Source organism: Xanthobacter sp. 91 (genome assembly GCF_000702385.1).
GTDB lineage: Bacteria > Pseudomonadota > Alphaproteobacteria > Rhizobiales > Xanthobacteraceae > Xanthobacter > Xanthobacter aminoxidans.
This window is the reverse complement of record NZ_JNIB01000001.1, coordinates 664,719-677,302: the sequence shown is the minus strand read 5'-3', so window position 1 is coordinate 677,302 and position 12,584 is coordinate 664,719. Positions and strand designations below refer to the sequence as shown.

Annotated in this window: 14 protein-coding genes; 2 read left to right on the top strand and 12 right to left on the bottom strand. The window is 67.9% G+C overall.

Translation table 11 applies throughout. The annotated features are described in order from the left end of the window. Positions 1-83: 83 nt before the first annotated feature. The 4 genes from sdhA to A37E_RS0103285 all read right to left on the bottom strand — a co-directional run bounded on the left by sdhA (position 84) and on the right by A37E_RS0103285 (position 3,754). A complete protein-coding gene (sdhA, locus tag A37E_RS0103300) occupies positions 84-1,919 on the bottom strand; it encodes a succinate dehydrogenase flavoprotein subunit (protein WP_029555307.1) in 1,836 nt (611 codons plus the stop codon). A gap of 3 nt (positions 1,920-1,922) precedes the next feature. Beyond that, positions 1,923-2,339, bottom strand: coding sequence for a succinate dehydrogenase, hydrophobic membrane anchor protein (sdhD, locus tag A37E_RS0103295; RefSeq protein ID WP_029555306.1), 417 nt, complete (start codon positions 2,337-2,339; stop codon positions 1,923-1,925). Between the two features lie 10 nt (positions 2,340-2,349). After that, positions 2,350-2,748 carry a succinate dehydrogenase, cytochrome b556 subunit gene (gene sdhC, locus A37E_RS0103290; protein WP_024280382.1) on the bottom strand — a complete coding sequence of 133 codons (399 nt, stop codon included), beginning with the start codon at positions 2,746-2,748 and terminating at the stop codon, positions 2,350-2,352. Positions 2,749-3,067: 319 nt separating this feature from the next. Further along, the gene (locus A37E_RS0103285) at positions 3,068-3,754 is read right to left on the bottom strand and encodes an OmpW family protein (RefSeq protein WP_029555305.1); all 687 of its coding nucleotides are present in this window, start codon (positions 3,752-3,754) and stop codon (positions 3,068-3,070) included. A gap of 102 nt (positions 3,755-3,856) precedes the next feature. Here A37E_RS0103285 and A37E_RS25795 point away from each other — a divergent pair, with 102 nt between their 5' ends. Next, positions 3,857-5,227, top strand: a complete 1,371-nt coding sequence (locus A37E_RS25795; protein WP_197022922.1) for a PHB depolymerase family esterase — start codon at positions 3,857-3,859, stop codon at positions 5,225-5,227. Here A37E_RS25795 and A37E_RS0103275 read toward each other — a convergent pair. Beyond that, the gene (locus tag A37E_RS0103275) at positions 5,203-6,255 is read right to left on the bottom strand and encodes a MaoC family dehydratase (protein ID WP_024280379.1); all 1,053 of its coding nucleotides are present in this window, start codon (positions 6,253-6,255) and stop codon (positions 5,203-5,205) included. The genes A37E_RS25795 and A37E_RS0103275 overlap by 25 nt on opposite strands. A gap of 194 nt (positions 6,256-6,449) precedes the next feature. On the opposite strand from A37E_RS0103275, the gene A37E_RS0103270 reads away from it, so the two are divergent. Then, positions 6,450-7,364: a cation diffusion facilitator family transporter gene (locus A37E_RS0103270; protein ID WP_029555303.1), complete on the top strand. Its 915-nt coding sequence runs from the start codon at positions 6,450-6,452 to the stop codon at positions 7,362-7,364. 70 nt (positions 7,365-7,434) lie between these two features. Here A37E_RS0103270 and A37E_RS0103265 read toward each other — a convergent pair whose 3' ends face one another. From A37E_RS0103265 to A37E_RS0103230, 7 genes are all read right to left on the bottom strand, one after another. Further along, on the bottom strand, positions 7,435-7,638 hold the full coding sequence (locus A37E_RS0103265) for a DUF1737 domain-containing protein (protein WP_024280377.1): 204 nt from the start codon (positions 7,636-7,638) through the stop codon (positions 7,435-7,437). 21 nt (positions 7,639-7,659) lie between these two features. Beyond that, positions 7,660-8,364 (bottom strand): DJ-1/PfpI family protein, encoded by a 705-nt coding sequence (locus tag A37E_RS0103260; RefSeq protein WP_038192490.1) that lies wholly within the window; start codon positions 8,362-8,364, stop codon positions 7,660-7,662. 7 nt (positions 8,365-8,371) lie between these two features. Then, the gene (locus A37E_RS0103250; RefSeq protein ID WP_029555302.1) at positions 8,372-9,271 is read right to left on the bottom strand and encodes a CoA ester lyase; all 900 of its coding nucleotides are present in this window, start codon (positions 9,269-9,271) and stop codon (positions 8,372-8,374) included. A gap of 135 nt (positions 9,272-9,406) precedes the next feature. Next, positions 9,407-10,597, bottom strand: coding sequence for an SGNH family hydrolase (locus A37E_RS0103245; protein WP_210165116.1), 1,191 nt, complete (start codon positions 10,595-10,597; stop codon positions 9,407-9,409). A gap of 269 nt (positions 10,598-10,866) precedes the next feature. Beyond that, positions 10,867-11,358 carry an ATP F0F1 synthase subunit B gene (locus tag A37E_RS0103240; RefSeq protein WP_029555300.1) on the bottom strand — a complete coding sequence of 164 codons (492 nt, stop codon included), beginning with the start codon at positions 11,356-11,358 and terminating at the stop codon, positions 10,867-10,869. Between the two features lie 147 nt (positions 11,359-11,505). After that, positions 11,506-12,225 carry a F0F1 ATP synthase subunit B gene (locus tag A37E_RS0103235; protein ID WP_347881323.1) on the bottom strand — a complete coding sequence of 240 codons (720 nt, stop codon included), beginning with the start codon at positions 12,223-12,225 and terminating at the stop codon, positions 11,506-11,508. Between the two features lie 111 nt (positions 12,226-12,336). Continuing rightward, positions 12,337-12,564 (bottom strand): F0F1 ATP synthase subunit C, encoded by a 228-nt coding sequence (locus tag A37E_RS0103230; protein ID WP_024280371.1) that lies wholly within the window; start codon positions 12,562-12,564, stop codon positions 12,337-12,339. Between the last annotated feature and the right edge of the window lie 20 nt (positions 12,565-12,584).

The following is a 12,584-nucleotide window of genomic DNA, read 5'->3' as shown; positions in this document are numbered from 1 at the left end:
TGGAGCGGTGACCGCCCGCAGGAATTCTTGCCATGGCCGCGCGCGGCGGGCGTTTCCCCCGGCGCGCGCGGTCGAGTGGGGCGTCAGTACACGCGCTTCTTCGGCTCGATGTACTGGATGTCGTTGGACAGCGTGTAGGTGTGCACGGGGCGGTCGTCGAGCCGGACGGCACCGGAGGCCGGGTCGAAATAGGCCAGCGTGTGCTTCATCCAGTTCACGTCGTCGCGGTCCGGGAAGTCCTCGCGGGCGTGGGCGCCACGGCTTTCTTGACGGTTCGCCGCGCTCTCCATGGTGACGATGGCCTGCGAGAGGAGGTTCTCGTATTCCAGCGTCTCGATGAGGTCGGAGTTCCACACCAGCGAGCGATCGGTGACGCCGATATCGCTGGAGTCCTTGAACACGTCGTGGATGAGCTTCTTGCCCTCTTCGAGCACCTCGCCCGTGCGGAAGACGGCGCAGTTGTTCTGCATCACCTTCTGCATGGAGAGGCGCAGCTCGGCGGTGGGGGTGCCGCCGGAGGCGTAGCGGTACTTGTCAAGGCGGCCCAGTGCCAGCTCGGCGCTGTTTTCCGGCAGGGGCCGGTGCTTCTCGCCGGGCTTCACCAGCTCGGCGGCGCGCAGGCCGGCGGCGCGGCCGAACACCACGAGGTCGATCAGCGAGTTGGAGCCGAGGCGGTTGGCGCCGTGCACCGAGACGCAGGCGGCCTCGCCGATGGCCATCAGGCCCGGCACCACCTTGTCCGGGTCACCCTGGCGCTTGTCCAGCACCTCGCCGTAATAGTTCGTGGGGATGCCGCCCATGTTGTAGTGCACGGTCGGCAGGATCGGGATCGGCTCACGCGTCAGGTCCACGCCGGCGAAGATCTTCGCGCTCTCCGAAATGCCGGGCAGGCGCTCGTGGAGGATCGCGGGATCGAGATGGTCGAGGTGGAGGAAGGCGTGGTCCTTGTTCTTGCCGACGCCGCGGCCCTCGCGGATTTCCATGGTGATGGAACGCGAGACCACGTCACGCGAGGCAAGGTCCTTGGCCGAGGGGGCATAGCGCTCCATGAAGCGCTCGCCCTCGGAATTGGTCAGGTAGCCACCCTCGCCGCGGGCGCCTTCGGTGATCAGGCAGCCCGAGCCGTAGATGCCGGTCGGGTGGAACTGCACGAATTCCATGTCCTGCAGGGGCAGGCCGGCGCGCAGCACCATGCCGCCGCCGTCGCCGGTGCAGGTATGGGCCGAGGTGGCGGAGAAGTAGGCGCGGCCATAGCCGCCGGTGGCGAGCACGGTGAGGTGCGCGCGGAAGCGGTGGATGCTGCCGTCGTCGAGCTTGATGGCCACCACGCCGCGGCAGCGGCCTTCCTCATCCATGATGAGGTCGATGGCGAAATATTCGACGAAGAACTCGGCCTGGTGCTTCAGCGCCGCGCCGTAGAGCGTGTGCAGCATGGCATGGCCGGTGCGGTCCGCCGCGGCGCAGGTGCGCTGGGCGGTGCCCTTGCCGAAATGGGTGGTCATGCCGCCGAAGGGGCGCTGGTAGATCTTGCCGTCCTCGGTGCGAGAGAAGGGCACGCCCCAGTGCTCCAGCTCGTAGACGGCCGCCGGCGCGTTGCGCACGAGGTATTCGATGGCGTCCTGGTCGCCCAGCCAGTCCGACCCCTTGACGGTGTCGTACATGTGCCATTCCCACTTGTCGTCGCCCATGTTGCCGAGCGAGGCGGCGACGCCGCCCTGGGCGGCGACGGTGTGGGAGCGGGTGGGGAACACCTTGGTGATGCAGGCGGTGCGCAGGCCCGCCTCGGAGCAGCCCACCACGGCGCGCAGGCCCGCGCCGCCGGCGCCGACCACGAGCACGTCGTAGGTGTGATCCTCAATGGGGTAGGCGGCGCCGTTGATGCCGGGCGCGGCGGCCCCGTTCGTTGCGGTATCGGCCATGTGTCAGCCTCCCAGGCTGATCTTGAGCACGGCGAAGGCGCCGGCGAGGGCAACGGCAATGCTGAAGAAGGTGTTGGCCACGATGAGCAGCACCTTGAGGCCTTCCGTATGCACGTAGTCCTCGATGACCACCTGCATGCCGATGCGCATGTGCGTCGTAACGGAAAGCAGCGTCAGAAGGATGATCACCGCCACCAGCGGATGACCGAGCGTCGCGCGGGCCGCGGCGTAGCTCTGGCCGGCCACCGAGATCACGATGATGATGAAGGCGATGGAGAGCAGGAGGTTCGCGGCGCCGGTGACGCGCTGCGTGAAGAAGTGCTCGGTGCCCGACTTCGCAGCGCCGAGGCCGCGGACGCGGCCGAGGGGCGTGCGCATGGTGGTGCGTGCGGGCGCGGGGCCGGAATGGGGGGTGCTCATGGCGTTCTCCTCAGCCCTTCAGCGCGAGGCCGATGATCCAGACGACCACGGTGAGCACCACCGAGCCGGCCAGGGTGGCCTTGGCGAGCAGAACGCGCTCCGGACCGAAGCCGTGGATGAAGTCCCAGATGAAGTGCCGGATGCCGCCGAGCGCATGGTGCAGCAGCGCCCAGGTGAAGCCGAAGAGGACGAGGAGGCCGATGGGCGAACCCGCAACCGCGGCGAAGGTGGCGTAGGCCGAGGGGGACGTCGCGGCCGCGAGCAGCCACCATACGAGGATCGCCATGCCGAAATACAGGCCGACGCCCGTGATGCGATGCACAATGGACATCATCATCGTGAACAGCGGACGGTAGATCTGTAGGTGTGGCGATAGGGGGCGATCAATGCGCTGAGGGCTGTCGGCCATGGGGCCTCCTCCTGAAAAATCGATCGATCAGGTATCTCAATCGTCGTCTCTTCGCAACGATTCCAAAGCACCTTGGGCGGCTTTAAAGACCGTTACGCAGTGGCCGGCAATTGGATGATCGTCCTATGTCCGCGCTTGTAGCGGCCGATTGCTGCGGTGCCAACGCCCCACCGGCGGCCGGATCGCCCCGCCCGCAAGGGAATGTGATGCCTTCGCGGATCGGCGCGACGCAGAACTGTTGCGGGCGTGCGGGCTGGCGGGCGAAAAAAAACGCCGGGCAAGCCCGGCGTTTTCTTTTGGTCGCGACTGGATCGGTCGATCAGAAGCGGTAGGTCACGCCCGTACCGAAGATCCAGGGATTGAGGTCCGCACCGCCCTGCAGATAGGCGCCGCCGACGGTCTGCAGCATGAAGTCGGGCTGCAGGAAGATCTTCTTCACGTCGACGTTGAAGCCCCAGTGACGGTCGATCATCCAGTCGAAGCCGACCTGGAGGGCAAGGCCCCACGCGTCGTTGACCTTCAGCGAGGAGAAGGCAGGGTTGGTCGACTCCTGGCTGAAGAAGGCGGTGTAGTTCACGCCGGCGCCGATATAGGGCTTGAACGGGCCGAAGTCGGTGAAGTGGTACTGCAGGGTGAGGGTGGGGGGCAGCAGCCACACCTTGCCGACCTGACCGAGACCGGCAATGGTGCCGGCGCCGTAGATGTTGTGCGGCGTCACGCCGAGGATAAGCTCGGCGGCGATGTTCTTGGTGAAGAAGTAGGAGATGTCGAGCTCGGGAACGACGGAGCTCGAATAGGTCAGGTCCGACCCCAGGATGCCGGTCACGGAGCCGCCGTTCTCGGGCAGCACGTAGAGGGCGCGCACGCGGATCTGCCAGGGGCTCAGCGGCTCTTCAACCGCGGGGGCCTTGTAGACCGGGGTGGAAAGATCGGCGGCCGTCGCGCTGCCGGCAACGAGGGCGCTGAGCCCCGCCGCGAAAATGATACCAAGTCCGAGCTTCGACATGCCCCGCTCCCACAAGCCCTTTGAGATAACTGATGGGAAACACTTCCTCCTGCGAGGCGATGTTCAGTTTGATCTAGATCAAATTGGCGGCGGAGCTGCCGCGTGTGTGGCCGCAATGACACACCGCCGCCCCGCCGCCGCCGTATTCGCAGGGCAAGCCTGGATGCGATGGCAGGGGCGGCCGCCGCGCTAAATTCTATTTGTTTCAAGAGGCTTATTGCGCTCATGACGGTCCTTGCCGCCCTTGTCCGCCTCCGACCGGCCCCCGATGCTTCGACTTTAGACGTGTGGCAATCGTGGCTGCGGCGGGGCGCCGCTGGCAGCGGGATGTTCCTTGCGAGTCTCTTTTTGTTCCTGTTTTGGTCGGTTTTTGCTCCGGCCCATGCGGAATCGGTCAAGGACCTCAGGCTTTCGGTCAACGGGGAGACCCGCCGTTATGTGGTGGTGACACCCGACGGCGTCACCACGCCGGCGCCCACGGTGATCGCGCTGCACGGCGCGGCGCAGACGCCGGAGAGCTTCCGCGCCTATTTCGGGCTCGACGCCGCGGCAGCAAAGCACGGATTCGTTGCCGTCTATCCGGAAGGGGAGGGGCGGACGTGGAACGATGGCCGCCCGGCGGCCATGCGGCTCAAGATGATGCTCCGGCCGGGCGACGACGTGGCGTTCCTCGTGGCTCTGGCGCGGCGTCTGGCGGCGGACGGCATCGCCGATCCGAACCGCATCTATCTCACCGGCATCTCCAACGGCGGCTTCATGGTGCAGCGCATGGCCTGCGAATACAGCGAGCTGTTCGCCGCCTACTCGGCCATCATGTCCACCGCCCCGGCCAACTATAAGGAGGAGTGCCAGCCGTCGAAGCCGGTCTCCATCCAGTTCATCCACGGCACGGCAGATTCGGTGATCGGCTATAACGGATTCTGGACGCCGCTGGGCTCGACTCTTTCGGCGCCCGACAGCGCCCGTCTCTATGCCGCATTGGACGGATGCGGGCCGGCCACCAGCACCAAGCTGCCCGACCTGGCTCCGGACGACGGCACCACCGCCGAGCTGCGCCGCTGGGAGGGGTGCCGGGATGGCAGCGCGGTGGAGCTCATCACCATCGAGCGCGGCGGCCACCAGTCGCCGGCCATGGTTGAGACCAAGCCGGATCTCGCCACGCCATTTCTCGGCCTGCGCAGCCACGATATCGATGCCGGCGAGGAGGTTTGGCGCTTCATGTCGGTCTTTGGCGGGCTTCCGGCCCCGGCGGCGCCGGCCGCGCCGCCGCGCAAGCCGAAGCCCAAGCCGGCCACCTCAGGCGCCGCGGCAAAGCCGCCGGCGCCGACCTCGGGGCTAGCGGACGGGAGCAAGCCGTCGGAAGCGAAGTCGCCGGCTGCCAAGCCCCAGGGGGCGAGCGCCGCACCGCCCGCGACCTCTGCCGGGGCGGCGGCGTCCGGCGCGACCGGTCAGCGCGGGATCAGCGCCCAGTAGTCGAGATCGAGGATGACGCTCGGGTCGTAATCGCCGTTCTCCGCCTTGAAGGGGAAATCGGCGGTCGGCCGGTCCTTGGTGGCGACGGTGCGCAGGCGCAGCGCGCCCACGTCGTCACGGCCTGGCAGTTCCTGCGCGTCCAGCACCTCGCTCCAGGCATGGACGGTGAGGCCGGCGAACAGCGGCGCCACGTGCCGGCCGCCGTTGATGGCGGCGATGTGGAAGGCGTTGGCGAGGCCGTTGAACGAGAGCGCGCGGGCGATGGAGATCACATGCCCGCCGTAGATGAGACGGCGGCCGAAGCGGCCCTGGCCCTCGGTGAACTGGTTGAAGTGCACCTTCGCCGTGTTCTGGTAGAGGCGGGTGGCGATCATGTGCTCCGCCTCCTCCACCGTCATGCCGTCCACATGGTCGATGCGCTCGCCCACCGCATAGTCGCTGAAGCGGGCGGCGGAGCCGGACAGGTCGTCGCGCCAGCCGGCGAGGTCGAGCACGGGCACGGCGCCGCCGAGGGCATCGGGCGCGAGCGCCGCCGGAAGGGTCGGCACCACGGGCTCCGGCGCGGGCAGGGAGGGGTCGGCCTTGCGCACCATCACCCAGCGCACGTAGTCCAGCACCTCGGTGCCGTCCTGGTTGAAGCCCACGGAGCGGACATAGACGACACCGCTCTGGCCGTTGGAATTCTCCCTCAGGCCGATGACCTCGGAGACGGCCGTGAGCGTGTCGCCGGGATAGACCGGGGCGAGAAAGCGCCCGCCGGCGTAGCCGAGGTTCGCGACTGCGTTGAGCGAGATGTCCGGGACCGTCTTGCCGAACACGGTATGGAACACGAGCAGATCGTCCACCGGAGCGGCGGGATAGCCGATGTCCTGGGCGAAGGTGTCGGCCGACTGGACCGCGAAGCGGGTGCCATACAGGGCACTGTAGAGGCTCACATCGCCCACCGTGACGGTGCGCGGCGTCGCGTGGCGGATCACCTGGCCGACGCTGAAATCCTCGAAGAAATTGCCCCGGTTGGTCTTGCTCATCTAGGGTCCCCCAATTCGTCGCCGCATGTTGCAGAGCCCGTGGGTGCGACGCAACAGGCCGAAGGGAGAACGTGCCGAATCTCGGCCGCGATGCGGGATCGGCTTGACGCATACCCCCCTAATAGTCCTCATGGGGCGTTCCGAGGCGGTGCTGGGCCGCTCCGGGAAAACGCAGCGGGCAAGAGGGGGCATTCGTGTCGGGTTCGGCGAGCCAGAATCTGTCGTTCAAGGCCATGATCTTCACGGCCTGCCTGTTTCCCTTCTACATCCTCGCCGCGACGCTCACCAATTCGGCGGCGATCCTCACCGACCTCCTTGCCACCTCCTTCGACCTTACGGCGCTCACCGCCTGCTGGCTGGTGCTGAAGCTCGCCCACAAGGCCCATGCGGGCAAATATGCCTACGGCCTCGGCAAGCTGGAAAACCTCGCCGAGCTGATGATCGCGCTGCTGCAGACCATCCTGGTGGTCATCGCCGGCACCCGCGCCATCATCCGCGTGATGCATCCGGAGGGCGTGGATGGCGCCGAGCTGGGCCTGTTCGTGGCGGCCATGGCGGTGATCGGCAATGTGATCCTGAACCGCAAGGCGACCCGCCTCGCCCACGAGACCCATTCCCCGGTGCTGGCCGCCCAGGCCCGCGTTCACCTCGTCTCGGCCATCGCCTCAGGCTCGGTGTTCACGGTCACGGTGATCCTGTCGATCTTCAACAACATCCCGATCCTGTACTACCTCGATCCGCTGGGCTCGTTCGTGGTCATCGGGTTCATGATCTACAACATCTACGCCATGCTCTCGAACTCGGTGGCCTCGCTGCTCGACCAGGCCATCGACGAGGCGGGGCAGTTGCGCATCCTCAAGGTGCTCACCACCCACTTCGACGATTTCGACGAATTGGGCGACATCCGCACCCGGCAGTTCGGCGGCAAGATGTTCGTGGAGCTGCATCTCGGCTTCGAGAGCGACTGGACGGTCGCCCGCGCCCGCGCCGTGGTGGCCAAACTCACCGAGTCGGTGAAGCGGGAGTTCCGCGAGGCCGGCGACGAGGTGGACGTGTCCATCGTCCTCATGCCCGGCCATGCCGCGGCTGCCGAGGCGAAGGCGGTCTGATCCACCGTCGCGCGTCTCCGATCGGCGATCCCGGATAGGCGCTCCCGATAGGCGATCGCTTGGCGCGGGCTCAGTGCTCGGAGAGCACGACCTCGTCCGACCACTCGCCTTCCACTTCCTTCACGATGGCCTGCCCGCAGATGACGCGGCCCTGAACGGTGTCGAAGGTGAGCGTGGGCGCACCGTGGAGCTGCCAGCCCCGGTTGAGGGCTGCGGACACGCGCTTGCAGAAGGCGGCGTCGTCAGGGCCGGTGAGATAGCGATAGAGCTTCATGGTTCAGTCCCCCCGGGGGTGTCAGAGCCGCGCGCCGATGCGACGGGCGACGGCGTCGCGCTTGTCCTGGAAGCCCTGTGTCCGTCCCCGCACTTCCTCGACGAGGCGGGGATCCTCCTGGTCGCGGGGTGGGAAGGGCGGTTCGGGCTGGTATTCGATGGCGAGGGTGATGCGCCGCGCCTCGTCCTCGCCGGCGATCTCGCTCGCCAGCGCCAGCGCAAGGTCGATCCCGGAGGAAACGCCGGCGCCGGTGAGGCGATTGCGGTCGATGACCACCCGCTCCTCCACCGGAATGGCGCCGAGGTGGGCGAGCTGCGGCAGGGACAGCCAGTGGCAGGTGGCGCGGTAGCCCTTGAGCAGCCCCGCGGCACCAAGGATCAGCGAGCCGGTGCAGACGGAGGTCACGTAGCGCGCGCCGTCCGCCATCTCCTGCAGGAAGCCGAGGGTTTCCCGGTCCTCCATCAGCTCCAGCTGGCCCGGCCCGCCGGGCACGAACAGCACGTCGCAGTCGTGGATTTCCTTAAAGGCGGCGGTGGGCATGATGGAGAGGCCGGCCACGTCCTTCACCGGCTTGGTGCTCGTCTTCCAGACAATGTCGATCTTCGCGCCAGGCAGCCGCGCGAACACCTCGAACGGGCCGGTGAGGTCGAGCTGCGTCATGTCCGGGTAGGCGACCATGACGATGTGCAGGGGCGCGGGAGCGGTAGGTGCGGAGGGCGTGGTCATTGTGCGGTCAGCCGCGGGCGGCGATGGCGTCGGCCAGCGCGACGGTGCGCTTGGCCATCTCGGCGTGGAGCAGCTCCACCATGCGGCCGTCCAGCGTGATAACGCCCTTGCCCGCATTCTCCGGCAAAGCGAAGGCCGCGATGATCGCCCGGGCGCGCGCCACATCGGCCTCCGGGGGGCTGAAGGCGATGTTGCAGGGCTCGATCTGGCTGGGGTGGATCAGCGTCTTGCCATCCATGCCGAATTCAACGCCCTGGGCGCATTCGGCCTTGAAGCCTTCGAGGTCCTGGAACTGGTTCCACACGCCGTCCAGCACGTCCACGCCATAGACGCGGGCGGCGGCGACGACGAGGCTCAGCCAGCCGACCATGGGCGCGCGGCCGGGCACAAGAGCGGCGCGGGTTTCCTTTGCGAGATCGTTGGTGCCGAGAACGAACACCGAAAGCCGGGTCAGCGGGTCCTGCGCGGCGGCGGCGATGGCCTTGATGTCGAGGATCGCCAGCGGCGTCTCGATCATCGCCCAGACCCGCGTGGTGGCGGGCACGTCCAGCGCCTTGAGGCGGCGGCCCACCGTGACGAGCTGTTCCACCGACTGGACCTTGGGAAGCAGGATCGCGTCGGGCGTGGCGGATGCTGCGGCTTCCAGATCGTCCGGTCCCCACGGCGTGTCCAGGCCGTTGATGCGGATGACCACCTCGCGCGGCCCGAAGCCGCCGGCCTTCACCGTCTCGACGATGCGGCCGCGAGCCTCAACCTTGGCGTCGGGGGCGACCGCGTCCTCGAGGTCGAGGATCACCGCGTCCGCCGGAAGGGTGCGCGCCTTCTCCAGCGCGCGGGCGTTGGAGCCGGGCATGTAGAGGACGCTGCGGCGCGGACGGATGGACGCGGCGGAATTTCCCTCGGACATGACGGCTCCTCGACCGATGTGGCGGGCGGCGCCCGCATTTCTTCCCTGAAATCGGTAAAGCGCCGCTCCGGCTTTGCAAAGCGGATTTTGCCGCGCTGCGGCAGAGCTGGTCAGGCCGCCGGAAAACGGGAGGCGTCAGCGTGCCGGCGGAGCGGCGGCCGGCTCGGCACCGGGGGGCGGCCAGGTGAAATCGTCGGCCCGTCCGCGAACGGGCGGCGGCGCGACACCGTCCTTCAGCACCTTCGCGGCGGAAGCGGCGCTGGTGGACACCTGAACCGCATCGGGGCGCGCTTCGCGGCCTGTCGCCGGCGCACCGGCGAGGGCCGAGGGCCGCTCCGGTCCGCTGGTCGCGTCCGGTGTCGCAGAGGCCTTGGCGCCGCCGCTCTCCTCCAGCATGCGGTTGATGTCCTTCTGCACGAAGAAGGCCAGCTTTCGCCCGCCGGCGCGGGTAAAGCGTACGCCATCGTTGAATCTCAGGCGCCTGCGCTGGCCGTCCACCGCCGGGCCATTCGCCATGTACTTCCCGTCCTCGTCGACGAAGCCGTCCCAGACGTTGGCAAAGGTGAGCCCCGCGCGGGCGACGCGGGCACGCAGGATTTCGTTCAGCTTGGCGTAGTCGTCGGACAGCTGGCCGTTGGCTACGGGGGCAAGGCCGACCACGATCACCCGGCCCGCCTTTTCGCGAAGCGCGGCGAGCACCTCGTCGACGCGCTTGCCATAGAGCTCGCTCCACCGCTCGGTCAGCGGCTGGGCCTGGCCATCGCCATCCTTGATGGGCTGGAGGTCGTCGGCGCCGAGCGCAACGACGGTCACGGACGGCCGTGCGACAGCGATCGCATCGGGAAGGCGGGCGAGCCAGTCCACCGGCGTCGGCAGGAAGCCGCTCTCGTCAACCGTGTTGTCGATGATCGCGATGCGCTGGCGTTCCGGCACGTAGGAATCGGCGAGGCCCTGCGCCAACTGCCCCGCCATGCGGTCGCCCAGCACCAGCACGAACTGGCTGGGCGGTACGCGCTTGCCCTGGCTCGCGGCATCGGCGGAGCCATAGACGACGCCCGTCGGCTCGGCCGGCGCCTGGGGCTTGGCCTGCTGGGGCGGAGGAAGGACCTCGGGTTGGGGCTGGAACGGCCACCAGCCGGAATTCTGCGGGGGGCGCTGCTGCTGCTGCCGCTGCTGGGGCTGAGGATTGCCGCGTGGCACGTTGGCCGGGGGGCGCAGGAAGAAGAAGAAGTCGTTCTGCGCGAAGGCGGGGCGGGCCGAATCGGCGGCCAGCGTCATCCCCGTGAGGAGTGCGAGCAGCAGCAGGGCGAGGGGATTGAGCCGCACGGACAAACGGCCTCGCCTCCGGCTCGGCCCGGTCTGGGAAGAACGTGTTTCCGCTGCGCGCCACATATCCTAGCAATGGACCAGCGCGGCGGCTCAATCAAGGCGTCCGCGGAGCTGGGAGGCGCCGGGGCAGGTTCGCGGCCGGGAGCAGCGGGCCCGCTGCCGGAGCGGATGGCGACGCTTCGTCGAAATAGGTCGCGTCGCCGAGCTTTTCGAAAACGAAAAAGGCCGCCAATGGCGGCCTTCCGGAGGAACGGAGCTGATTGCGCTCAGTTCAGCTTGGTCCTGACCTCGCCGATGGCGTGGGAAATCAGGCGGTCGGAGACATCGCCGGTAGCGGCACGACCCAGCAGAACCTCGGCGGCCTTGGCGGCAGCCTCGGCGGCGATTGCCTTCACATCGGCCACGGCCTGGTGCTCGGCCTGGGCGATCTTGTCCTCGGCCATCTTGGTGCGGCGGGACACGAAGTCCTCAAGCTTGGCCTTCGCCTCGGCGGCGAGGCGCTCGGCCTCAGCCTTGGCGGCGGTGACGATGGATTCGGCCTCGGCCTCGGCCTCGCGCTGCTTGCGCTTGAACTCGGCAACGAGCTTCTGCGCCTCTTCCTTCAGCCGGCGGGCTTCTTCAAGCTCGGCGGAGATGCGCTGACCGCGGCTGTCGAGCGCGGAAGCGATGGCGCGGTGGGCGCCGGCATAGATGAGGATGCCGACGAAGACCACGAAGGCGATGGCGACCCAAAGTTCAGCCAGTGACATCTCGTTCATAACGTGGTCCTCGGGTCCGTCTGCGTCCGCCCGGTCCGGGCCTGCGCGACGTTGAAACGTCAGGGTCTCGTCGAGAACGCGAACCGATCAGGCGCGTTCAAAATTCCAGAACCCGGCTGCCCTGAAGGCGCGCGGGGGTCGCGACCCTCAGGCCGCGTCCTTCTTGGCGAGGGCGCCGTCGACGGCCTGTTCCACCTCGTGCTGAGCAGGGCTCGTGCCGATGAGGGTGGAGACGATGGCGCCGGTGGCGTCCACGGCGATGCCCTTCACATGGGTGAGGGCCTCGGTCTTGGTGGAGGCGATGCGCTCCTCGGCGGCAGCGAGCTTGGTGGCGAGCTCCGCCTCGAGCGACTTGCGGTTGGCGTCCTGCTCGGCGTTGAGACGGTTGCGCGTCTCGCCGGCGATGGAGTTGGCCTTGGCGCGAGCCTCGTTGAGGGCCTTCTCGTAGGCCGCCTGGGCGGCCTCGCTGTCGGCCTTGTGCTTCGCCGCTTCCTCAAGGTCGTCGGCGATGCGGTCGTGGCGCTCTTCCAGGATGCGACCGATGCGCGGCAGGGCGATACGGCTCATCAGGAGATAGAGCAGGCCGAAGCTCAGGGCGAGCCACAGCAGCTGCGAGGCGAAGGTGGTGCCGTCGAAGGGCGGAAAGTGGCTCTTCTTGCCGTGCTCTCCGGCCGCATCCGCATGTCCCGTACCGGGAGCTGCGGCGGCAGGCTCGTGGGTCCCGTGCCCGGCGGCGCCGGTGGGAGGAGCCGCCTGCGCAACCACGGCCGGCTTGCCGGCAGGATCGCTCGCCGCCGAGACGGGAGCGCCCATCAGGACCGCACCCGCAAACGCCAGCGCGACAGTCACTTTCCACGACTTCATCATGGCTTGCCCGCCTTCGCACCTGTCAAGACATGGGTGTCTCAAGCACAGGTAGTCAATCACTGCGCCCGGGCGCTTGGCGCCCGGGAGACCTCTTCCGTCGCGAACCTGAAATCAGGCCACGAACAGCAGGACGAGGGCGACGACGAGCGAGAAGATGCCGAGACCTTCCGCGAGCGCCGCGCCGATGAACGCGCGGGCGAACTGGCCGTCGGCAGCCGACGGGTTGCGCAGGGCGCCGGAGAGGAAGTTACCGAAGATGTTACCGACGCCGACGCCGGCGAGACCCATGCCGAGGCAGGCGAGACCGGCACCAATGAACTTACCAGCTGCGGGATCCATGGACTGCTCCTTCAAAAACT

Bases quoted from the DNA above. Each gene is read 5' to 3' on its own strand.
- sdhA (WP_029555307.1), bottom strand. From the start codon at position 1,919: ATGGCCGATACCGCAACGAACGGGGCCGCCGCGCCCGGCATCAACGGC.
- sdhD (WP_029555306.1), bottom strand. From the start codon at position 2,339: ATGAGCACCCCCCATTCCGGCCCCGCGCCCGCACGCACCACCATGCGC.
- sdhC (WP_024280382.1), bottom strand. From the start codon at position 2,748: ATGGCCGACAGCCCTCAGCGCATTGATCGCCCCCTATCGCCACACCTA.
- A37E_RS0103285 (WP_029555305.1), bottom strand. From the start codon at position 3,754: ATGTCGAAGCTCGGACTTGGTATCATTTTCGCGGCGGGGCTCAGCGCC.
- A37E_RS0103275 (WP_024280379.1), bottom strand. From the start codon at position 6,255: ATGAGCAAGACCAACCGGGGCAATTTCTTCGAGGATTTCAGCGTCGGC.
- A37E_RS0103265 (WP_024280377.1), bottom strand. From the start codon at position 7,638: ATGAAGCTCTATCGCTATCTCACCGGCCCTGACGACGCCGCCTTCTGC.
- A37E_RS0103260 (WP_038192490.1), bottom strand. From the start codon at position 8,364: ATGACCACGCCCTCCGCACCTACCGCTCCCGCGCCCCTGCACATCGTC.
- A37E_RS0103250 (WP_029555302.1), bottom strand. From the start codon at position 9,271: ATGTCCGAGGGAAATTCCGCCGCGTCCATCCGTCCGCGCCGCAGCGTC.
- A37E_RS0103240 (WP_029555300.1), bottom strand. From the start codon at position 11,358: ATGAACGAGATGTCACTGGCTGAACTTTGGGTCGCCATCGCCTTCGTG.
- A37E_RS0103235 (WP_347881323.1), bottom strand. From the start codon at position 12,225: ATGATGAAGTCGTGGAAAGTGACTGTCGCGCTGGCGTTTGCGGGTGCG.
- A37E_RS0103230 (WP_024280371.1), bottom strand. From the start codon at position 12,564: ATGGATCCCGCAGCTGGTAAGTTCATTGGTGCCGGTCTCGCCTGCCTC.